Origin of the sequence: Candidatus Allofournierella excrementigallinarum, from assembly GCF_944388085.1 — a bacterium.
Classification (GTDB): Bacteria; Bacillota; Clostridia; order Oscillospirales; family Ruminococcaceae; genus Allofournierella_A; species Allofournierella_A excrementigallinarum.
On the sequence record NZ_CALXHK010000009.1, the window covers coordinates 1 to 20,069 of the forward strand.

The window sequence follows — 20,069 nt, forward strand, 5'->3', positions numbered from 1 at the left end:
TGCGGCTTTAGCTCATCTGGTAGAGCGCCACCTTGCCAAGGTGGAGGTAGCGAGTTCGAGCCTCGTAAGCCGCTCCAAAAAACAGAACCGGCTTTCTCCTCGGTTCTCATCTGGTGCCGTGGCCAAGTGGTAAGGCAAAGGTCTGCAAAACCTTCATTCACCGGTTCAAATCCGGTCGGCACCTCCAGCTTCGCCGCAAACGCGTTTCGCGTTTGCGGCGCTTTTTGTTGTCGGGGCAAGGCTTCTGTGTTATACTGAATCTTATGCAAGAACCTTTTTTTGAAAGGGGAGAAGCGTATCAATGGAACGTCGGGACAAAATAAACTATTACCTGGATCTGGCCGAGAGCGTTTCCCAGCGCGGGACCTGCATGCGCAGGCACTATGGCGCGGTGATCGTGAAAAACGACGAGGTCATCTCCACCGGCTATGTGGGCGCGCCCCGCGGCCGCAAAAACTGCGATGACATGAAAGTCTGCATCCGCGAGAAGCTGAAGATCCCCCGCGGCGAGCGGTACGAGCTGTGCCGCAGCGTCCACGCCGAGGCCAACGCCATCATCAGCGCCTCCCGGGACAAGATGCTGGGCAGTTCTCTGTATCTGGTGGGCATCGACATGTCCACCGGCGGCTATGTCAAGGATGCTAGCAGCTGCTCCATGTGCAAACGCATGATCATCAATGCGGGCATTGAAAAGGTGTACGTCCGGGACACCCGGAACGAATACCGAATGGTGCTGGTGCAGGACTGGATCGACAACGACGAATCCCTCGAGGGTGTGTTCGGATACTGATTGTGAAGGCGGTTTAGGGCTTTGAAGGATAACAAACTGAAAACGATTTTTGTGTGCTCCAACTGCGGCGAGAGCAGCCCCCGCTGGATGGGGCGCTGCCCCAGCTGCGGCGCCTGGAACACGATGGTGGAGGACGTGGTGGTTCCGGAACCCAAAGCAGCGGCCCGTAGCGCCTCTGCACGACCTTCCGACGTTACGGGCATCACGGCGCGGCGTTTGTCGGAAGTGAGCACCACCGAGGAGAAAAGCCGCATCGTCACCGGCATCTCCGAACTGGACCGGGTGCTGGGCGGCGGCGTGGTGCTGGGCAGCGTGGTGCTGCTGGGCGGCGAGCCCGGCGCGGGCAAATCCACGCTGCTTCTGCAGCTGTGCGGGGCCATCAGCGGCCGCTGCCAGGTGCTCTACATCACTGGTGAGGAATCGGTGCGCCAGATCAAGCTGCGGGCGGACCGATTGCAGGTGCCTCAGCAGAACATCCACCTTGCCGCCGAGACCGACATCGGCGAAATCTGCGGCCTTATTGAGCAGACGAAGCCAGACCTTGTTGTCATCGACTCCATTCAGACCATGCACTGCAACGATGTGTCCAGTTCCGCCGGCAGTGTGTCCCAGGTGAAGGAGTGCTCCGCGCGCCTTCTGACGGTGGCCAAAAACTGCGAGATACCCACCTTCATCGTGGGCCACGTGAACAAGGACGGCGCCATCGCAGGCCCCAAGGTGATGGAGCACATCGTGGATACGGTGCTCTATTTTGAAGGGGACAAGACCCTGCCATACCGGGTGCTGCGGGCAGCCAAAAACCGGTACGGCTCCACCAATGAGATAGGCATGTTCGACATGACCGGCCACGGCCTGACCGAGATCGAGAATCCATCGCAGGTGCTGCTGGAAGGCCGCCCTCTGGGCACCAGCGGCAACTGCGTGGCCTGCACCATGGAGGGCACGCGGCCTATTCTGAGCGAAGTGCAGGCGCTTGTGACCAAGAGCAGCTTCAACGTGCCGCGGCGCACCGCCAGCGGTTTCGACTTCAACCGCGCCAATCTGCTGGTGGCGGTCCTGGAGAAGCGCGCGGGTTATTTCTTCGGCAGCCTGGACGTTTATCTGAACATCGTGGGCGGCCTGGAGCTGGACGAAACGGCCTGCGACCTGGCTGTCTGCCTTGCGATGGTCTCGTCCATGCTGGACAAGCCCATCGACGATAAAACGGTGGCCATCGGGGAAGTGGGCCTCGGCGGGGAAGTGCGCAATGTGACCTTTTTGGAGCTGCGCCTGCGGGAAGCCCAGCGCATCGGCTTCACCAAAGCCATCGTTCCGCGCCACAGCCTCAAACAGCTGGACCCGAAAGAGTTTTCCGACATTGAACTGGTGGGCGTGAGCTACCTGCGTGACGCCATCCAGGCCGTCAAATAAGATCTGCAAGAGCATCCGCCGCACAGAGAGACCTGCGGGGCCGGTGCTCTTTCTTATAAATATGAAAACTGCCGGAACGGCACATCCGCCGCCCGCGTACGGAAAATGTTTCTGACGGCCCGGCCTTGACAAATTCTGCCGGGGAAGGTATACTGATTTCACTGGATGCAATTTCGCTAAATGAAAATTTAGCGAAATTGAGGGGAGGGCAAATCAGGGGCATCCACCGCAAATCTGCTTATGAGCACCTACATCGACACCATGCACCCGGAGCGCCACGCGCCTTATGAGGACATCCCACGGGACGTGCGCGACTTTTTGAATTACCTGGGCGCCATTCTCAACCGCTCGCCTCGCACGGTCAACGCCTATTACATCGACCTTCGCCTGTTCTTCAAGTTTCTTCTTCGTGAGCGCGGCGCTGTGGCCGCGAACTGCGAATTTGACGATATCGATATCCGAGGCATCGACACCGCCGCCATTGGCAGCGTGACTCAATCGGAAATCTATGAATATCTGTATTTTTTGAAGAACGAGCGTCAGAACGAGCCGGCGGCCCGGGCCCGAAAACTTACCAGCATCAAAAGCTTCTATCGTTTTATGACCGTGAAATCCAATCGCCTTTCAGAGGACCCCGCAAAGGACATCTCCGTTCCCAGCCTCAAAAAGGCCCTGCCCAAGTACCTCTCGCTGGAAGAAAGCATCGACTTGTTAAAAAATATACAAAGCGACTTTTATGAGCGGGACTTCTGCATCCTGACCTTGTTTTTGAACTGCGGCATGCGTCTGAGCGAACTGGTGGCCATTGATTTGAAGGATTTCCAGGAAGACACGGTCCGCATCGTGGGCAAAGGCAATAAAGAGCGGCTGGTCTACCTCAATGCCGCCTGCCTGGACGCGCTGAAGCACTACCGCGCGGCCCGTGCGGCCCTTGGAAACCTGCAGGAGCCGCAGGCGCTGTTTGTGTCCAAAAAGACCGGCCGGCGGCTGAGCGCGCGGCGTGTGCAGCAGATCGTGGACCGCTGCTTGCAGTCTGCCGGGCTTTCCGGCAAAGGCTATTCGCCCCACAAGCTGCGCCATACCGCGGCAACGCTGATGTACCGCCACGGAAACGTGGATATGCTGGAACTGAAAGAAATTCTGGGACACGCGCATGTGTCCACCACCGAGATATACACCCACATCAACACGGAAAAGCTGCGCAAGGCAGCCAAGTCCACTCCCCTGTCCAAGATCTCTTATACGGAGATGGAGCCAGAAAAGCCTTTTCTGGGATCAGAGGAGGCCGCCGAAGACCAGCGTCAGCAGAACTGAAAGACCGCATACCAGCATGGAAGCAAAGCAGATGGTCAGATAGCGGTGGACCAGGCGGCGGGAGGCGGCGCCAAGTCCGCCGCCTCCCTGCCCCAGGCAGCAGCGCAGAAGACCGCAGGAAACATGTAAGGCGGAAGCACTTAACAGGATTACGAACAGGCTGCCAAGTGTTTCCGGAAGCCAAAAGACCAGCGCTTGCAGTACAAGGCCTTTTGCCGCGCCCAACTGTTGGTACAAAAGCGCGGTGAAAATGCCCGCTCCGGCGCCTTTGAGCACCATGGTGATGGGGATGAGCCCGATGCCGAGGACGCAGAAGCCGGCGATAAGCACCAGAGACAGCTGACAAAACAGCGACAAAAAGCCCACGCTGAACACCATCGCGGCGTTTCCGGCGGTCCGCAGGCCCAGGTCGATGGAGGCAAAATAGCGGGCGTAGGTCAGCAGCGGTTCGCTCAGCACCCGGCTGCACAGCGAACCTGCCCCAAGGCCGGCCAGATAGAGACAGCCCATCACGCAGGCGGTGCGCAGTGTCCGGGAGGGTCTTGGCTGGGCGACGATGCGCGCTTTATGCGAGGCTGGCACAGCAGACGTCTCATAGGCTGTTTGGAACATGATTTCAGGCCGTCTGCGGTCCCGCTCCGCACCGGCGCGCTGTTCCTGCTCAAACGTGGGCTGACGATGCTGTGCAGAGCCGCTCTGGGGCTGGAGAGGCGCTGCGGAAGGCTTCGGCTGGGCCGTTGGATAAGGCATGAAACCCCGTGATCCCTTTTCCCGCGGCATGGGGGGATTATCTGCTGGTCGATACGTCCACATAGCTTGTACCTCTTTTTGAACGGTGATAGAACATGATATGCGGCTTGGCCGCCATCTATGAAAAACGCTCCGCATCAATGCGGAGCGTTTTTTGTCAGCAGGCCGGGCGGCGGGCGCGCTTTCGCTCAGCCAGCAGGATGCCCAGATAGCCGCCAAAGCAGCCCGCCAGGATGTAGCACACCAGTTTGATGCCGGCCATGGCGGTAAAGCCGAACTGCCCGTTCAGCAGTGCGGCGGCCAGATAGAGAAGGAAAAAGGCCGTTCCGGTGCACAGCCCGCAGAACAGGCCGTTTTTTTTAAAGCTGCGCGCCAGCATCATCCCACAGACAAAACAGCCCAGGCACACGGCGCAGGTGGCCATGGGAACGGCAGACCAGGCGGGCAGCTGGGTCCTGGTGTAGAGCCAGCTGCACAAGAGCAGAACGAGAAATGTAACGGCCGTTCCGGTGACGCCTGCGGCCAAAATTTTCTTCAAAGGCTCCTTGCCGGCACGCTGCCCGGCTTTGCGGCCCGTTTTTTGCTGTTTCGGCATAAAAAAGCACCTCCCTGCACACTAAACAGTATGCAGGGAGGCGTTGTTTTAGTCCGAAGCGATCACTTCTGGGCGGGAGTTTCCATATCCAGCTTGGTCACGGCCTGCACGGCGGCGCGGCGGAAACGGATCTTGGTGCGGTCGCTGCCGGTCTCCAGCACGAAGGTGTCCTCTTTCAGGGCGATCACGCGGCCCACGATGCCGCCGATGGTGGTCACCTCGTCGCCAATCTCCAGCGAATTGCGCATCTCGGCGTCCTTCTTCTGCTGCTTCTTCTGGGGACGGTACAGCAAAAAGTACATCACCGCGAACATGATGACCAGCATTGCGATCATGCTGACGTTGCTCATGGTGGTGGGGTCCATCGTGCTGCTCAGAAACTGAATGTTCATCGTTTTGTTTAACTCCTCTCGAAATCCGGGATCGTATTGAAACCAATTATAACGGATATGCACGCATTTTGCAAGTGAAACCGGCGTTAAATGCGGGTATCCAGCAGGCTGACATACCGGTCATGGAACGCTCCATAGGTGCCGGCGTCCAGTTCAGCCCGGATGCGCTCCATGAGATGGTTGTAGAAATAGAGGTTGTGCATCACGGCAAGACGCATGCCAAGCATCTCGTCGGCCTTGAACAGGTGCCGCAGATAGGCGCGGCTGAAATTGCGGCAGACGGGGCAATCGCACTCCGGGTCGATGGGGCGCTCGTCCTTCTCGTACTTGAGGTTCTTGATATTGATGATGCCGCTCCAGGTGTTGAGATGGCCGTGGCGGGCGTTGCGGCTGGGCATGACGCAGTCGAACAGGTCCACGCCGCGCCACACGCCCTCAATGATGTTGCCGGGCGTGCCCACGCCCATCAGGTAGCGTATCTTGTCTTTGGGCGCAAAGGGCTCCACGGCGGTGATGATGCGGTACATCTCCTCCGCGGGCTCCCCCACTGCCAGGCCGCCGATGGCGTAGCCATCCAGGTCCATGTCCGCAATGGTTTTCATGTGCTCCACACGCAAATCGTCAAAGGTGCAGCCCTGGTTGATTCCGAACAGCAGCTGATGCGGGTTTGTGGCGAGCCCTTCATTTTTCAGCCGGGCCATCTCCGCTTTGCAGCGGGCCAGCCAGCGCACGGTGCGCTGGCAGCTGGCTTTTGCATAGTCGTACTGGGCAGGGTTCTCCACGCACTCGTCAAAGGCCATGGCGATGGTGGAACCGAGATTTGCCTGGATCTGCATGCTTTCCTCGGGCCCCATGAAAATTTTATGGCCGTCCAGATGGGAGTGGAAGGTCACGCCCTCTTCGGTGATGTTGCGCAGCTTGGCCAGGCTGAACACCTGAAAACCGCCGCTGTCGGTGAGGATGGGGCCGTCCCAGCGGGTGAACTTGTGCAGGCCGCCCAGTTCGGCCACCAGCTTGTCCCCCGGACGCAGGTGCAGGTGATAGGTGTTGCACAGCATCACCTGGCAGCCGATGTCTTTCAGGTCAAAGGCGGACAGGCCGCCCTTGATGGCGGCGGCGGTGGCTACGTTCATAAAGGCCGGCGTCTGCACCGTGCCGTGCACTGTCTCAAACTGCCCGCGGCGTGCGGCGTGCTCGGTTTTGATCAAGCGGTAAGACATGTGTAAAGTCCCTTTCTTTTACAGGATAAGCATGGCGTCGCCAAAGCTGAAAAAGCGGTATTTCTTGGCCACAGCCTCTTTGTAGGCGGCCATGGTGCGCTCATAGCCGTAAAAGGCGCTGACCAGCATGATGAGCGTGCTTTCGGGAAGATGAAAGTTGGTGATGAGGCCGTCCATACAGCGGAACTCGCAGCCGGGATACAGAAAAATATCGGTGTCGCCGCTGCAGGCGCGGATCTCTCCGTATTTGGCCGCCACAGATTCCAGCGTGCGGCAGCTGGTGGTGCCCACGCAGATCACCCGGCCGCCCCGGGCCTTGGTCTCGTTGATCTTGTGGGCGGCATCTTCGCTGACGCAGTACCACTCGGAGTGCATCTGGTGGTCGGCGATGTCGTCCTCCTTCACCGGGCGGAAGGTGCCGAGGCCTACGTGCAGGGTCACTTCGGCAAAATCCACGCCTTTCTGGCGCAGGCGGTCCATCAGTTCCGGCGTGAAGTGCAGTCCGGCGGTGGGAGCGGCGGCACTGCCCAGCTCCTTGGCGTAGACAGTCTGGTACTGGCTCTGGTCCTCCAGTTGGCGGGTGATGTAGGGCGGCAGGGGCATTTTGCCGAACTCGTCCAGCTTTTCATAGAGTGTCTGGGTGTCGTAGAAAAACTCCACCAGCTTGTTGCCGTCTTCCATCGTTTCCCGAATGACCGCCCGCAGGCTGCCATCGCCAAAGATGACCTCGGCGCCGGCCTTCAGGCGCTTACCGGGTTTTGCCAGGCACTCCCAGACATCGCCCTTCGCCTGCCGCAGAAGCAGAATTTCGCTCACCGCGCCGGTCCCGGCCTTTTCGCCCACCAAACGGGCGGGCAGAACCTTGGAATCGTTCACAACAAGAAGATCGCCGGCATTTAATAGGTCAGGCAGATCGTGAAACACCTGATGGCAGATCTCATCGCTGCCGCGCTTCACGCACAGCAGGCGGGCGGAGTCCCGCGGATCGGCGGGTTCCTGCGCAATCAGTTCATGGGGCAGGTCAAACCAAAAATCTTTTTTCAGCATGAAGTATTGCCTTCCTTGATAATTGACATTGCTTCACGGCAATGCTATAGTAAAGACATGTTTTAAGGCGTTGGTGCGCTGTGCACGCTATGCAATCTAATTTATTATATTGCATGCATTGCCGGTTTTCAAGCCGGTTTTTTTTATACGCCCGGCACCGGCGGACACAAGAGGCCTTTGCGGAAAGGAACGAGTGAACAATGAAACAGTATCAAGTGGGCGTTGTGGGCGCCACCGGCATGGTCGGCCAGCGTTTCGTGTCTCTGCTGGCGCAGCATCCCTGGTTCCATCTGGCCGTTGTGGCGGCCTCTCCCCGTTCGGCGGGCAAGACCTACCAAGAGGCCGTTGGCAGCCGCTGGGCCATGCCTGCCCCCATGCCGGAGCAGGTCAAAAACATGGTGGTGCTGGATGCCTCCCATGTGGAAGAAGTGGCCTCCAAAGTCGATTTCGTGTTCTGCGCGGTGGATATGAAGAAAGAGGAGATCCGCACGCTGGAAGAGAGCTACGCCAAGGCGGAATGCCCGGTGGTCTCCAACAACAGCGCCCACCGCTTCACTCCCGACGTGCCTATGGTGGTGCCGGAGATCAACCCCGAGCATCTGGACGTCATTGCAGCCCAGCGCGCGCGCCTGGGCACCAAAAAGGGGTTTGTGGCGGTGAAGTCCAACTGCTCCCTGCAGAGCTATGTGCCCGCCCTGCACCCGCTGAAAGACGAATTCGGCCTTTCCAAAGTGCTGGTGTGCACCTATCAGGCGATTTCCGGCGCCGGCAAGACCTTTGCCACCTGGCCGGAGATGGTGGATAACTGCATCCCCTACATCGGCGGCGAAGAGGAAAAGAGCGAACAGGAGCCGCTGAAACTGTGGGGCAAGGTGGAGAACGGCGCCATCGTGCCGGCTGTCTCCCCTTCCATCACCGCCCAGTGCCTGCGCATCCCCGTGACCGACGGGCACATGGCCGCCGTGTTCATGAGCTTTGACAAAAAGCCCACCAAGGAAGAGATTCTGGGCCGCTGGGCAAGCTTTGAGGGCGAAGCACAGCGCCTGGCGCTGCCCAGCGCCCCCAAGCGCTTCCTGCATTACTTTGAAGAGGACGACCGGCCGCAGACCAGGCTGGACCGCAACCTGGAGAACGGCATGGCTGTTTCCATTGGCCGCCTGCGCCCGGACACCCAGTATGACTACAAATTCGTCTGCCTGTCCCACAACACCCTGCGGGGCGCTGCGGGCGGCGGCGTGCTGCTGGCGGAACTGCTTGCCGCCAAGGGCTATTTTGACTGACAAAGGAGCTGAACGCAATGAAAACGCCGATTTTCACCGGGGCCGCTGTGGCCATCATCACCCCTATGCTGACGGACGGCAGCGTGGACTATAAAGGCCTGGCTGATCTGGTCGAGTTCCAGATCAAAGGCGGCACCGACGCCATCGTGATCTGCGGCACCACCGGCGAGTCCGCCACCCTGAAGGATGACGAGCATCTGGAGTGCATCCGTGTGGCGGTGGAGACCGCTGCCGGGCGCGTTCCCGTCATTGCGGGCACCGGCTCCAACTACACGGAGCATGCGGTAGAGATGTCCAAGGAGGCCAAGGCCCGGGGCGCGGATGCGCTGCTGCTGGTGACTCCTTATTATAACAAAACCACCCAGCGGGGCCTCGTGGCCAGCTTCAACACCATCGTGGACGCCGCCGGCCTGCCGGCCATCCTCTACAATGTTCCCTCCCGCACCGGCGTGAACATCGAGTCTGCCACTGCGAGGGAACTGGCCAAGAATCCGCTGATCTGCGGCATCAAGGAAGCCAGTGGAAATATCAGCCAGATCGCCATGACCGCCGCACTGTGCGGCGATGAACTGCCCCTCTATTCCGGCAACGACGATCAGGTGGTGCCCATTCTGGCTCTGGGCGGAAAGGGCGTCATCTCGGTGGTCTCCAACGTGGCGCCGGAACCGATGCATCGTATGTGCCAGCTTTGGTTCGAGGGCAAGACGAAGGAAAGCCTGGACCTGCAGCTGCAGCTGATGGGTCTTTGCAAGGCCATGTTCTGTGAGGTGAACCCCATCCCCGTGAAGGCTGCCCTGGGCATGATGGGCCTTCCGGCCGGGCCCTGCCGCCTGCCGCTGGTGCCCCTGAGCGATGACCACGTCGAACAGGTGCGTCGGGAGCTGCAGAACGCCGGCCTGCTTTAAAAGGAACACCTGAAGGCCTGCGCGTTTTTTGCGCGGGCCTTTTGTAAAAAGAACAGGAGAAAGATACCATGACCCGCATTATCATTCAGGGCATCAACGGCCGCATGGGCAAGGTCCTGTGCGAGCTGATCGAACAGCGTGAGGACTGCCGCGTGGTGGGCGGCGTGGATGTCACCCCACAGAGCGGCGCCATCCCCGTTGCGGCGAGCCTGGAGGAACTGAACGTGGAGGCTGACGTGCTGATCGATTTTTCCAGCCCTGCAGCCACCAGGAACGCCCTGCGCTTCTGCGCAAAGAACGCCCTGCCCTGCGTCATCTGCACCACCGGCCTGGACGAGGACACCGAGAAGCTGCTGGCCGAGGCCAGCGCCCGCTGTGCCGTGTTCAAGAGCGCCAACATGTCCATGGGCATCAACCTGCTGGCCCAGCTGGCACAGCAAGCCGCCACGGCCCTGGGGCTGGACTACGACATCGAGATCATCGAGAAGCACCATCACAACAAGCTGGACGCCCCCAGCGGCACCGCGCTGCTGCTGGCGGACGAGATCAACAAGGTGGCCAGCGAGCCCTACGAGTATGTCTACGACCGCCACAGTGTGCGGCAGAAGCGTTCCCCCCGGGAGATCGGCCTGCACTCGGTGCGGGGCGGCAGCATCGTGGGTGAGCATGAGATTTTGTTTTGCGGGCCGGACGAGGTCATCACCCTGAGCCACAGCGCCGGTTCCCGCCGTGTGTTTGCCAACGGCGCGGTGAATGCCGCGGTGTTCCTTGCGGATAAAGGCCCTGGGCTTTACACCATGAAAGACCTGATGAAGGAACTTCTGTGAGGAAGGCACAATGAAAAAACGACTGCTCGTTCTGGCGCTTTCCGTTCTGGCGCTGCTGATGGTCGTGCCGCTGCTGGGCAGCGCGGTCGATTCGGTGCGGGATGCGGCCTCCCAGGCGCAGCCTACCGCCACGCCTGCACCCTCCCCTTCCCCCACGCCGGAGCCGACGCCGACGGTCTCAACGGTGCGTTTTTCCGCCACAGGCGATAACCTCATCCATACCGGCATCTACAACCAGGCGGCCCGCAGGGCCCAGGCAGAGGGCAAAGAGGGATATGACTTTTCCTTCTGCTACGACGCGGTGCGGGATTTTTACGCCGGCTTCGATGTGAACTGGATCAACCAGGAAACGCTGGTGAACGATGAACTGGAGCCCAGCAGCTATCCCTGCTTTTCCACGCCGGGCGATATGGGGCGCGAGCTGTATGACACGGGGTTCAGGGTGTTCAGCCTGGCGAACAACCACACCTACGATAAAGGCGCCGAGGGCATCGCCGCCACCAGACGGTTCTGGTCCAGCCTGCCGGAAGATGCAGTCACCTGCGGGCTGTACGCGGGCGAAGAGGACTACGACAACATCGTGATCCGGGAGACGGGCGGCATCCGCATCGCCTACCTGTCCTATACCGAGTTCACCAACGGCATCCCCACTCCCTCCGGAGCGGAAGCGAACCTCATCTACACCAGCCAGACCGACGTGATGCAGCGCCAGATCGAACTGGCCCGCCAGCAGGCGGACTTTGTGGTGGTGGGTGTTCACTGGGGCGTGGAGGGCAGCCACAAAGCCACCGACGCCCAGCGGGCGCTGGCCCAGCAGATGGCGGACTGGGGCGCGGGCGTAGTCATTGGCACCCACCCCCATGTGGTGCAGGACGCGCAGTGGCTCACCGCGGCGGACGGCCGCCAGGTGTTCGTGGCGTATTCCCTGGGCAATTTCCTGAACGCCCAGTCCACGGCGGACACGATGATCGGCGCGGTGCTGAGCTTTACCCTGGAAAAGACCACCCGGCCGGATGGAAGCAGTGAGACGGTTCTGAAGGATCCGACGCTGCATCCCACGGTGAACCATTACGGCCGGAACTATTCCCAGATACGCATTTATCTCTTTAAAGATTACACCGACGAGCTGGCCCAAAGCCACGGTGTGCGGGAAAACTTCCCGGATTTCAGCCGCAGCTACATAGAATCGGTCCTGCGGAACAACATTGACAACCAATTCCTTGATCTATAAAAATGGAGGCAGAGCAATATGTACGGCATCTCCCAGCTTTCCAGCGAGCAGAACATCATGGTGGTGGCCTTCCCCGCCGTGCGCCAGAGCGAAGGCGGCCCTGCGGGGTATCTCTCCCCCTTCGCGGCGGCTGGGGTCAATATGGACATGATCTGCCAGGGCCTGCCTCAGGGCGATGTGGCTGCTATGAGCTTCACCACCTCCTACGACAACTGGTCCATCGTGATGCGCACTCTGCCCCGGGTCACGGCAGGCAAAAGCGGCCCGGCCCCGCTCATCAGCGGCGGCTACACCAAGCTGACCCTCTTTGGGCAGGATATGCCGAACCTGTGCGGTGTGGCTTCCCGGGTGATGGAGGTCATGGCGGAGGCCCGGGTGCCCATCCACCTCATCACCACCAGCTCTGTGGACATTTCCCTGCTGGTGGCCGCCGAGGACGAGGATATGGCTTTGGACGCGCTGCGGCAGGCATTCGCGCTGTGACCGGGCTTGAAATCAGAAAAGGTGCACTGTCAGAATGACAGTGCACCTTTTGATTTTTATCGCATCACAGCTGGACCTTATGGTAGACCTTCTTGCCCTTCTTGATGACCACGCCGGCTGCAAGCGCCTCGGCGCTGACGGTCATGGTGGGGTCGGTCACCTTCTCGCCGTCCAGCAGAACGCCGCCCTGCTGGATGAGCTGACGGGCCTCCCGCTTGCTGGGCACCAGCTTCGCGGCCAACATCATGTCGAGGATGCCGATCCTGCCGTCGGTGAGCTGGCCGGCGGTGAGGGTGGTGGAGGGCATGTTGGCCGCGTCCGCAGAGCCGCCGAACAGGCCGCGGGCAGTCTCCTGGGCCTTGCGGGCCTCCTCCTCGCTGTGGACCAGCTTGGTGAGCTCAAAGGCCAGGATCTCTTTGGCTTTGTTCAGCTCGCCGCCCTGCCAGTGGTCCATCTCGTCGATCTGCTCCAGGGGCAGGTCGGTGAGCATACGCAGGCATTTCAGCACGTCGGCGTCGTCCACATTGCGCCAGTACTGGTAGAACTCGTAGGGGGAAGTTTTTTCCGGGTCGAGCCAGACGGCGCCCTTCTGGGTCTTGCCCATCTTCTTGCCCTCGCTGGTGAGCAGCAGGGTGATGGTCATGGCGTAGGCGTCCTTGCCCAGCTTGCGGCGGATGAGCTCGGTGCCGCCCAGCATGTTGGACCACTGGTCGTCGCCGCCGCACTGCAGGTTGCAGCCTACGGTCTGGAACATGTGATAGAAGTCGTAGGACTGCATGATCATGTAGTTGAATTCCAGGAAGGACAGGCCCTTCTCCATCCGCTGCTTGTAGCACTCGGCCCGGAGCATGTTGTTCACCGAGAAGCAGGCGCCCACCTCGCGCAGCAGCTCGATGTAGTTCAGCTTCAACAGCCAGTCGGCGTTGTTCAGCATCAGAGCCTTGCCCTCGGAAAAGTCGATGAACTTGCTCATCTGCTTTTTGAAGCACTCGCAGTTGTGCTGGATGGTCTCCACGGTCATCATGGTGCGCATGTCGGTGCGGCCGCTGGGGTCGCCCACCATGCCGGTGCCGCCGCCGATCAGGGCGATGGGGCGGTTGCCTGCCTTCTGCAGCCGGCGCATGAGCATCAGGGCCATGAAGTGGCCCACATGCAGCGAATCCGCCGTGGGGTCAAAGCCGATGTAGAAGGTGGCTTTGCCATTGTTGATGAGGTCCTTGATCTCTTCCTCATCGGTCACCTGGGCAATGAGGCCGCGGGCGGCCAGCTCGTCGTAAAGGGTCATGTTTTCTGTTTCCTCCTTTGGCTTACGGGCAAAGGGCATGAAAAAAACCCCCTGCCAAAATGAATTGGCAGAGGGCGAAGCTTCGCGGTACCACCTCTGTTCGCTGCCCTCCTCACGGAAGACAGCCTCAGCGGGTGCACACAGACACCCTTGCGCTGTAACGTGCGCACCACGGCGGGGCCTACCGGGCGCGAAACGCGCTGTTCAGCCTGCTGCTCCGGGATGTATTCGCCCTTGCGTACGCTTCCCTTTTCACCAAACCAGGGCTTCTCTGTGCCGCGCTTTCAAGGGGTACTGGTTCCCTTCTTCGCATTTGATACTGTACAGTATACCCGTGCCTTTCCCCTTTGTCAAGGGTCAAGGCCCAGCATTTCCCGTGCGTTGGCCAGGGCGATGGGCGTGATCTGGTCGCCGGAGATGATGCGAGCCAGTTCCCGCACGCGGCCGTCGCCGTCCAGCGGATAGAGCTTGGTAAAAGTGCGCTCGCTTTCCACGTTTTTCTGGATCAGCAGGTGCCGGTCCGCCAGTGCTGCGATCTGAGCGGTGTGGGTGATGCAGATGACCTGCCGGCCCGCGGAGGTCTGCTTGAGCATCTGGCCGATGCGTCCCGCCGCCGAGCCGGACACGCCGGTGTCGATCTCGTCATAAATGACGGTGTGGATGGCGTCCTTTTCCGCAAGGGCGCTCTTGAGCGCCAGCATGATGCGGCTCAGTTCGCCGCCGCTGGCGATTTTAGCCAAAGGTTTCGGCGCTTCGCCGGGGTTCGGGGAGATGTAGAATTCCAGCGTGTCCTGCCCGGCCCCGGCCAGCGGCCCGCGGCTGTGCTGCAGAGCAAAACGCACGCCGGGCATGTTCAGGAAGGTGCAGGCCTCCACCAGCTTCTTTTCCAAATCGCTGAAAGCCTTCAAACGGGTCTGGGTGAGGGCCTCCGCCTTTTCCTTTGCCTGGCGGTAGAGCGCCTGCTTTTCGGCGTTCAGCCTGGCCAGGGCCTCGTCCGACTGCTCGATGTTTTCCAGTTCCTCCCGAGCCGCCTTTCCGTGCTCCAGGACTTTCTCCACCGAGCCGCCGTATTTCTGCTTGAGGCGGTAAATCTCGTCCAGCCGGGTCTCCACCCGGTCCAGCTCGGCAGGGTCCATGCCGTAGCTTTCCAACCGTTCGGCCAGGTCGGTGGCCAGCTCCCGGGCGGTATAGTAAAGGTCGTTCAGCCGTTCGCAGGCGTTTTGCAGCGAGTCGTCCAGCCGGGCGGCGTTTTCCAGCTGGCCGGCCGCGTCCCCCAGAAGATCGGCGGCTCCGCCAAAGTCATCGCTCCCTGCAAGGGCGTTGTGGGCGGCGCTCACCTGCTCCAGAATGGTCTGGGCGTGGCTGAGCACCTGCCGGCGGGCCGTCAGCTGCTCTTCTTCCTCCGGCTGCAGCGCTGCAGACTCGATCTCGTCTACCTGAAAGCGCAGCAATTCCAGCCGGCGCTGCTTCTCATCTTCGTCCATCTGCAGGGCGTCCGCCTGCCGCTTGACAGCGATCAGCCGGCGGTAGACCTGCCGGTATTCGGCGTACTCCTTTTCGTTCTGCGCATACAGGTCCAGCAGCGCCAGATGACGGGAGGGGTTGGTCAGGTTCTGGTTGTCGTGCTGGCCGTGGATGTTGATGAGGCCGGCACAAAGGTCTCGCAGCATGGCCGCGGTGGAAGGCATGCCGTTGACCCGGCAGTTGCTCTTGCCCTCGGCGCTTATCTCGCGATAAAGCAGCAGCTCGTCCCCTGCTTCATAGCCGGCTTGTTCCAACTGGCTGTGCACTGCATCGGGCAGATCGGTGAAGGTGGCCCAAATGCAGGCCTTGCCCGCTCCGGTGCGTACCAGGTCGCGGCTGGTGCGGTTGCCCAGGATGGCGTTGATGGAGTCGATCAGGATGCTTTTGCCTGCGCCCGTCTCGCCGGTCAGAACATTCAGACCGGGTGAAAACTCCGCTTCGGCCTTTTCGATGACCGCAACGTTTTCAATTTTCAGATTTTTCAGCAAAGCCCTTCGGCCCCCTTTTCCGTTCTGCGCGGCCGGGCCGGTCAGTGACGGGTGATGTATTGCTGCAGTTCAGCGCAAATGGCCTGCGCCGCCTCGGGCGTGCGCATCAGCGCCAGGAAGGTGTCGTCGCCCGAAAGGGTGCCGATGACATCGCAGTCCCACTGCATGGAGTCGAACAGTTCGCAGGCGGCGCTGGCCATGCCGGGATAGCAGCGCACCATGACGGTGCACCCCGCCCAGTCCGCCTTGAGAACAGATTCCCGGAAAATGGTTTCGAACCGCCCCTGGGAATGCCGGGCCCCCTTGGCGGAAGCGCTGGACACATAGCGGTATTTTCCGCCGCCCACCGCCGCCTTCACCAGATGAAGCTGCCGGATGTCCCGGGAGACGGTGGCCTGCGTCACAGAAAAACCTGCATCATTCAGGTGCTCCAGCAGATCTTCCTGCCGGTCGATGGGATACTGCTCGATCAGTTCCAGGATCTTTGCATGTCGGTCATTTTTCATTTGAATCACCTGCCGCGAAGTTTTTTGTCAATGGCGTCGAACTGGTCCGTGCCATTAAAGGTTATCAGCTTTACAGATTTTCCGGAAAGCTCTGCCCGCAGTTCTCCGCCCGCAGGAAGGGTTATCTCCCGCTCGCCATCAGAACTGATGAGGATGGGGCCGCGCTGGTCCGCGCCCGGGCGCACGGTAATGCGCCGGTCGGCCGCAAAAACGATGGCCGGGCGCTGCAGGCTGTGGGCACAGATGCTGGTGACCACAAGGCCGCGGATGCGGGCGTCCAGGATGGGCCCTCCGGCGGAAAGCGAATAGGCCGTGGAGCCGGTGGGGGTGGCAAGGATCACCCCGTCGCCCCGGCAGTTGCTCACCGGCAGGCCGTCGCACAGGATGTCCAGATCGACGGTCTGCCGCCGGTGTCCGCTGTACACGACCAAGTCGTTGAGGGCGATCAGCGGCCCGTCGGCGCCGGTGCATTCCGCCTGCAAAAGCGCCCGGTGCTCCACCGAAAACTCCCCTGCCGCCAGCCTGTGCAGCTTTTGCTCCATCTCGTCCAGTTCGCAGGTGGCCAGAAAACCGGTACGCCCCAGGTTGATGCCCAGCACGGGCAGCCCGTGGCGGGCGCATTCCTTTGCCGCGTGGAGCATGGTGCCGTCGCCGCCCACTGTCACCACCGCGTCGGCCTGTGCCAGCGCCTGCGCGCCGGCCAGGCAGACTGCGCCGCCGGGCGGCGCAAAGCCGTCCTCGGCGGCAAGGACCACCCGCGCACCTTCTGCCAGCAGCAGCCGGGCGGCCCGCAGAAGGACACTGGCGGCCTCGGGTTTGTTATAGCCGGTCAGGCAGATCGTCATGGACGGCACTCCCCTTTTTGCGTCACAGCGCGGCGTGGGCAGCCGCGACCACCGCGTCGGCCAGCACCGGGTCCAGCGGTGCTGGCTCGCCGCTCTTCTCCACGAACATCAGAAATTCGATGTTTCCCTCCGGGCCCTTGATGGGCGAATATTCCAGCCCCCTGACGGAAAAGCCGCTTTGCACCGCATATTCCGCGGCCTGCAGGATGACCTCCCGATGGGTCTCTGGCTCCCGCACGACGCCCTTTTTGCCCACCTTTTCCCGCCCTGCTTCAAACTGAGGCTTCACAAGGCAGACCCCGGCGGCGCCGGGCGCGGTGACGGCCCGGGCCACGGGAAAGATGTGTTTGAGAGAAATGAAAGAGACGTCCACGCTGAAAAATTCCACCGGCTCAGCCAGCATATCCGGCGTGACATTGCGGATATTGGTGCGCTCCATGTTCACCACGCGCTTGTCGGTGCGCAGCTTCCAGGCCAGCTGGCCGTAGCCCACATCCACCGCGTAGACCTTGACCGCCCCGTTTTGCAGCATGCAGTCGGTGAAGCCGCCGGTGGAGGCACCGATGTCCATGCACACCTTTCCTTCGGGGGTGAGCGGAAACGTCTCCATCGCCTTTTCCAGCTTGAGGCCGCCGCGGCTCACATAGCCGATGTCATGGCCGCGCACTTCCACCTGGGCGGTCTCGGCGATCATCATGCCGGCCTTGTCCGCTTTTTGCTGGTCCACAAACACGACGCCGGCCATGATGAGAGCCTTGGCGCGCTCCCGGCTGGGCACAAGGCCGTTTTGGCAAAGATATTGATCAAGACGGATCTTCAATGTGTTGCTCCTCGCATACGAGCGCCGCCAGACTGGCGCCATCCAGACCCAGAACCTTCCGGATCTGAGGCACCGTGGCGTGCGGAAGTGATTGACGGGGCGAAATGCCCTTGTGGATGTAGCGGCCCGGGTAGTTCTTGGCAGCCAGACGGCGGGCAAGGTGCTCGCCGATGCCGCCGGCCGCAATGCTGTCCTCGGCAAAGAGGACGGTGGGATAGCGCAGCAGCGCCTCGCACAGGCCTTCGGGCAGCGGATAAAGCTGCACCAGCTTGTACACGTCGGCGTTCACGCCCTGCTCGCGCAGCAGCTTTGCCGCCGCCAGCGCCTCCTCGGTCATGCTGCCGTAGCTTACAAGGGCGACGGAAGCCTCCGGGGCAGAAAGGCAGCAGTCAAAAGCGCTGCCGGTGCAGCCCAGCGCTTCCAGCGTGGGGCTCTGGCCGCCCCGGGGATAGCGGATGGCCCGGGGGCCGCTGAGCCTGTCCACCACAGCGGTGAGCCAGTGGTCCAGCTCCGCGTAGTTGCAGGGGGCATACACCGGGATGCCGATCTGGCTCAAAAACGCGGTGTCGTAGATGCCCTGATGGGTCTCGCCGTCGCCGGGAACAAGCCCCGCCCGGTCGATGGCCAGCACCACGTTGTTGTTCATCAGCTTCACATCATGGATGAGCTGGTCGTAGGAGCGCTGCAGGAAGGTGGAATAGATGGCCACCACCGGCAGCATGCCCTGGCTGGCCAGCCCCGCCGCGAAAGTGACCGCGTGCTGTTCCGCCATGCCCACGTCAAAGAAGCGCTCGGGGAAGCGCCGGTAGAAGAACTGGAGCCCGGTGCCGTACTTCATGGCCGCGGTGATGGCGCAGATGTTCGGCCGCGTTTTGGCAAGCCCCACCAGGTCGTTGCCGAACTGGGTGGAGAAGGAAGCGTCCGGCGCCACGTCCGGGTCGGTGATGTGAGCCGGGTCAAAGGAGGAAACGCCATGGAACTCGCCGGGGTTCTCTTCCGCAGGTTTAAAGCCTTTCCCCTTTACAGTGATGGCGTGGATGAACACAGGGGCGTACTGGGTCTGCAGGTTTGTGAACAGCTCGCTCAGCCGCAGCACGTCATGCCCATCCACCGGGCCGAGATACTGAAAGCCCATCTCCTCAAACATGGTGGAGTGGTAGATGCCCCGGCGCAGCAGCGCCTTGCCGGCCTGCAGCACCCGCACCACCGGCGCACCCACGCCTGGGATAGCGCCGAGGACGCTTTCCAGGCTGGCCTTCGCCTTGGAGTATTCGGGGTTGGTGCGCAGCTGGGTGAGATAGCGCGCCAGCGAGCCCACGTTTTTGGAAATGGACATCTTATTGTCATTTAAAATGACGATCAGGTTGTTGAGGGTGTCGATGTTGTTCATGCCCTCATACACCATGCCGCCGGTGAAAGCGCCGTCGCCCACCAGGGCGATGACCTTGCCCGGCTCGCCCCTGATCTTTTTGGCCTGGGCCATGCCGATGGCCGCCGAGATGGCAGTGTTCCCATGGCCGGCCACAAAAGCGTCGTGGACGCTTTCCCTCGGGTTCGGGAAGCCGGAGATGCCCCCCAGCTGCCGAAGCCCATCGAACTGCTCCCGCCGCCCGGTAAGGATCTTGTGGGTATAGCACTGGTGGCCCACGTCAAAGACGAACTTGTCCTGCGGGGTGCTGAACGCCCGGTGCAGGGCTACGGTGAGCTCGATGGTGCCCAGATTGGAAGACAAATGCCCTCCCGTTTTTGAGACGTTTTCGATCAGGAACTGCCGTATTTCTTCGCACAACGGCTTTAAGCGGTCGGCCGGCAGCGCTTTGAGCTGCTGCGGGTCATTGACCTGCTGCAACAAAGGGTAACCCATGTCACCCGCCCTTTCTTCAAATGATGGGGATGAGCCAGCCAACGCCCACGCCCACAGCGGCGCCTCCCAGCACCTCGAAGGGGGTGTGGCCCACCATCTCCTTGAGCTTCTTGTCGCCCAGGAAGGGGCTGTTGGCGCTTTCGGCCTCCATCCAGTCGGTGAGCATCCGGTTCAGGATCTTCGCCTGCTCGCCGGTCTCCCGCCGCACGCCCATGGCGTCGTACATGACGATGATGGCCATGATGAACGCCAGGGCGAAAATGGCTGAATCCGGCCCGTAGAGGCGGGCCGCCGCCACCACCAGAGAACAGACGGTGGCGGAATGGGAGCTGGGCATGCCGCCGGAGCCCCACATCCGCTCCAGCGAGAATTTGCCCAGAAGAAGGCCGTTGATCAGGGTCTTGAGGACCTGCGCCACCAGCCAGCCGGTCAGCGAGATCGACAGAAGATAGTTGAACCCGTAAACTTGTCTGAACAGTTCCAAAAGTGATAC

Annotated in this window: 20 protein-coding genes and 2 tRNA genes; 10 read left to right on the forward strand and 12 right to left on the reverse strand. The window is 61.1% G+C overall.

What is annotated here, in order from left to right; translation table 11 throughout:
* Window position 1: 1 nt before the first annotated feature.
* The 5 genes from ACH2AT_RS02815 (at window position 2) to ACH2AT_RS02835 (ending at window position 3,514) form a co-directional block, all read left to right on the forward strand.
* Window positions 2-77: transfer RNA gene (locus ACH2AT_RS02815), tRNA-Gly, on the forward strand.
* Window positions 78-112: 35 nt separating this feature from the next.
* A tRNA-Cys gene (locus tag ACH2AT_RS02820) sits at window positions 113-187 on the forward strand.
* A 114-nt stretch (window positions 188-301) separates the two neighbouring features.
* A complete protein-coding gene (locus tag ACH2AT_RS02825) occupies window positions 302-790 on the forward strand; it encodes a deoxycytidylate deaminase (protein WP_394963426.1) in 489 nt (162 codons plus the stop codon).
* 21 nt (window positions 791-811) lie between these two features.
* Window positions 812-2,200 carry a DNA repair protein RadA gene (radA, locus tag ACH2AT_RS02830; RefSeq protein ID WP_394963428.1) on the forward strand — a complete coding sequence of 463 codons (1,389 nt, stop codon included), beginning with the start codon at window positions 812-814 and terminating at the stop codon, window positions 2,198-2,200.
* A 240-nt stretch (window positions 2,201-2,440) separates the two neighbouring features.
* The gene (locus ACH2AT_RS02835) at window positions 2,441-3,514 is read left to right on the forward strand and encodes a tyrosine recombinase XerC (RefSeq protein ID WP_394963430.1); all 1,074 of its coding nucleotides are present in this window, start codon (window positions 2,441-2,443) and stop codon (window positions 3,512-3,514) included.
* On the opposite strand, the gene ACH2AT_RS02840 is transcribed toward ACH2AT_RS02835, so the two are convergent.
* The 5 genes from ACH2AT_RS02840 to queA form a co-directional block, all read right to left on the reverse strand.
* On the reverse strand, window positions 3,476-4,096 hold the full coding sequence (locus tag ACH2AT_RS02840; RefSeq protein ID WP_394963432.1) for a hypothetical protein: 621 nt from the start codon (window positions 4,094-4,096) through the stop codon (window positions 3,476-3,478). The genes ACH2AT_RS02835 and ACH2AT_RS02840 overlap by 39 nt on opposite strands.
* Window positions 4,097-4,421: 325 nt before the next feature.
* The gene (locus ACH2AT_RS02845; RefSeq protein ID WP_394963434.1) at window positions 4,422-4,859 is read right to left on the reverse strand and encodes a TIGR04086 family membrane protein; all 438 of its coding nucleotides are present in this window, start codon (window positions 4,857-4,859) and stop codon (window positions 4,422-4,424) included.
* A 62-nt stretch (window positions 4,860-4,921) separates the two neighbouring features.
* Entirely contained in the window at window positions 4,922-5,251 is a 330-nt protein-coding gene (yajC, locus tag ACH2AT_RS02850) for a preprotein translocase subunit YajC (protein ID WP_394963436.1), read from the reverse strand.
* Window positions 5,252-5,337: 86 nt separating this feature from the next.
* Window positions 5,338-6,471, reverse strand: coding sequence for a tRNA guanosine(34) transglycosylase Tgt (tgt, locus tag ACH2AT_RS02855; RefSeq protein WP_394963438.1), 1,134 nt, complete (start codon window positions 6,469-6,471; stop codon window positions 5,338-5,340).
* Between the two features lie 18 nt (window positions 6,472-6,489).
* Window positions 6,490-7,518: a tRNA preQ1(34) S-adenosylmethionine ribosyltransferase-isomerase QueA gene (queA, locus tag ACH2AT_RS02860; RefSeq protein ID WP_394963440.1), complete on the reverse strand. Its 1,029-nt coding sequence runs from the start codon at window positions 7,516-7,518 to the stop codon at window positions 6,490-6,492.
* A 200-nt stretch (window positions 7,519-7,718) separates the two neighbouring features.
* Here queA and asd point away from each other — a divergent pair, with 200 nt between their 5' ends.
* The 5 genes from asd to ACH2AT_RS02885 all read left to right on the forward strand — a co-directional run bounded on the left by asd (window position 7,719) and on the right by ACH2AT_RS02885 (window position 12,244).
* Complete coding sequence (asd, locus tag ACH2AT_RS02865; RefSeq protein WP_394963442.1) at window positions 7,719-8,798, forward strand: aspartate-semialdehyde dehydrogenase; 1,080 nt, start codon at window positions 7,719-7,721, stop codon at window positions 8,796-8,798.
* A gap of 17 nt (window positions 8,799-8,815) precedes the next feature.
* Entirely contained in the window at window positions 8,816-9,703 is an 888-nt protein-coding gene (gene dapA, locus ACH2AT_RS02870; RefSeq protein ID WP_394963444.1) for a 4-hydroxy-tetrahydrodipicolinate synthase, read from the forward strand.
* A 68-nt stretch (window positions 9,704-9,771) separates the two neighbouring features.
* Window positions 9,772-10,530, forward strand: a complete 759-nt coding sequence (gene dapB / locus ACH2AT_RS02875; protein WP_394963446.1) for a 4-hydroxy-tetrahydrodipicolinate reductase — start codon at window positions 9,772-9,774, stop codon at window positions 10,528-10,530.
* Between the two features lie 10 nt (window positions 10,531-10,540).
* Window positions 10,541-11,761, forward strand: coding sequence for a CapA family protein (locus ACH2AT_RS02880; protein ID WP_394963448.1), 1,221 nt, complete (start codon window positions 10,541-10,543; stop codon window positions 11,759-11,761).
* Between the two features lie 18 nt (window positions 11,762-11,779).
* Entirely contained in the window at window positions 11,780-12,244 is a 465-nt protein-coding gene (locus ACH2AT_RS02885) for an ACT domain-containing protein (protein WP_394963450.1), read from the forward strand.
* A 64-nt stretch (window positions 12,245-12,308) separates the two neighbouring features.
* Here ACH2AT_RS02885 and tyrS read toward each other — a convergent pair whose 3' ends face one another.
* The 7 genes from tyrS to ACH2AT_RS02920 all read right to left on the reverse strand — a co-directional run bounded on the left by tyrS (window position 12,309) and on the right by ACH2AT_RS02920 (window position 20,060).
* On the reverse strand, window positions 12,309-13,529 hold the full coding sequence (gene tyrS / locus ACH2AT_RS02890; protein ID WP_394963452.1) for a tyrosine--tRNA ligase: 1,221 nt from the start codon (window positions 13,527-13,529) through the stop codon (window positions 12,309-12,311).
* Window positions 13,530-13,879: 350 nt separating this feature from the next.
* Window positions 13,880-15,541 (reverse strand): DNA repair protein RecN, encoded by a 1,662-nt coding sequence (recN, locus tag ACH2AT_RS02895; protein ID WP_394963454.1) that lies wholly within the window; start codon window positions 15,539-15,541, stop codon window positions 13,880-13,882.
* Window positions 15,542-15,582: 41 nt separating this feature from the next.
* Window positions 15,583-16,047 carry an arginine repressor gene (locus ACH2AT_RS02900; protein WP_394963456.1) on the reverse strand — a complete coding sequence of 155 codons (465 nt, stop codon included), beginning with the start codon at window positions 16,045-16,047 and terminating at the stop codon, window positions 15,583-15,585.
* Window positions 16,048-16,052: 5 nt separating this feature from the next.
* The gene (locus ACH2AT_RS02905) at window positions 16,053-16,892 is read right to left on the reverse strand and encodes an NAD(+)/NADH kinase (protein WP_394963458.1); all 840 of its coding nucleotides are present in this window, start codon (window positions 16,890-16,892) and stop codon (window positions 16,053-16,055) included.
* 22 nt (window positions 16,893-16,914) lie between these two features.
* Window positions 16,915-17,712 (reverse strand): TlyA family RNA methyltransferase, encoded by a 798-nt coding sequence (locus ACH2AT_RS02910; RefSeq protein ID WP_394963460.1) that lies wholly within the window; start codon window positions 17,710-17,712, stop codon window positions 16,915-16,917.
* A complete protein-coding gene (gene dxs, locus ACH2AT_RS02915; RefSeq protein WP_394963462.1) occupies window positions 17,696-19,576 on the reverse strand; it encodes a 1-deoxy-D-xylulose-5-phosphate synthase in 1,881 nt (626 codons plus the stop codon). The genes ACH2AT_RS02910 and dxs overlap by 17 nt, the downstream gene beginning before the upstream one ends.
* Before the next feature lie 16 nt (window positions 19,577-19,592).
* Window positions 19,593-20,060 carry a divergent PAP2 family protein gene (locus tag ACH2AT_RS02920; protein WP_394963464.1) on the reverse strand — a complete coding sequence of 156 codons (468 nt, stop codon included), beginning with the start codon at window positions 20,058-20,060 and terminating at the stop codon, window positions 19,593-19,595.
* Window positions 20,061-20,069: the final 9 nt, after the last annotated feature.

Bases quoted from the DNA above. Each gene is read 5' to 3' on its own strand.
- ACH2AT_RS02825 (WP_394963426.1), top strand. From the start codon at position 302: ATGGAACGTCGGGACAAAATAAACTATTACCTGGATCTGGCCGAGAGC.
- ACH2AT_RS02835 (WP_394963430.1), top strand. From the start codon at position 2,441: ATGAGCACCTACATCGACACCATGCACCCGGAGCGCCACGCGCCTTAT.
- ACH2AT_RS02845 (WP_394963434.1), bottom strand. From the start codon at position 4,859: ATGCCGAAACAGCAAAAAACGGGCCGCAAAGCCGGGCAGCGTGCCGGC.
- yajC (WP_394963436.1), bottom strand. From the start codon at position 5,251: ATGAACATTCAGTTTCTGAGCAGCACGATGGACCCCACCACCATGAGC.
- tgt (WP_394963438.1), bottom strand. From the start codon at position 6,471: ATGTCTTACCGCTTGATCAAAACCGAGCACGCCGCACGCCGCGGGCAG.
- queA (WP_394963440.1), bottom strand. From the start codon at position 7,518: ATGCTGAAAAAAGATTTTTGGTTTGACCTGCCCCATGAACTGATTGCG.
- asd (WP_394963442.1), top strand. From the start codon at position 7,719: ATGAAACAGTATCAAGTGGGCGTTGTGGGCGCCACCGGCATGGTCGGC.
- dapA (WP_394963444.1), top strand. From the start codon at position 8,816: ATGAAAACGCCGATTTTCACCGGGGCCGCTGTGGCCATCATCACCCCT.
- dapB (WP_394963446.1), top strand. From the start codon at position 9,772: ATGACCCGCATTATCATTCAGGGCATCAACGGCCGCATGGGCAAGGTC.
- ACH2AT_RS02880 (WP_394963448.1), top strand. From the start codon at position 10,541: ATGAAAAAACGACTGCTCGTTCTGGCGCTTTCCGTTCTGGCGCTGCTG.
- ACH2AT_RS02885 (WP_394963450.1), top strand. From the start codon at position 11,780: ATGTACGGCATCTCCCAGCTTTCCAGCGAGCAGAACATCATGGTGGTG.
- tyrS (WP_394963452.1), bottom strand. From the start codon at position 13,529: ATGACCCTTTACGACGAGCTGGCCGCCCGCGGCCTCATTGCCCAGGTG.
- ACH2AT_RS02900 (WP_394963456.1), bottom strand. From the start codon at position 16,047: ATGAAAAATGACCGACATGCAAAGATCCTGGAACTGATCGAGCAGTAT.
- ACH2AT_RS02905 (WP_394963458.1), bottom strand. From the start codon at position 16,892: ATGACGATCTGCCTGACCGGCTATAACAAACCCGAGGCCGCCAGTGTC.
- dxs (WP_394963462.1), bottom strand. From the start codon at position 19,576: ATGGGTTACCCTTTGTTGCAGCAGGTCAATGACCCGCAGCAGCTCAAA.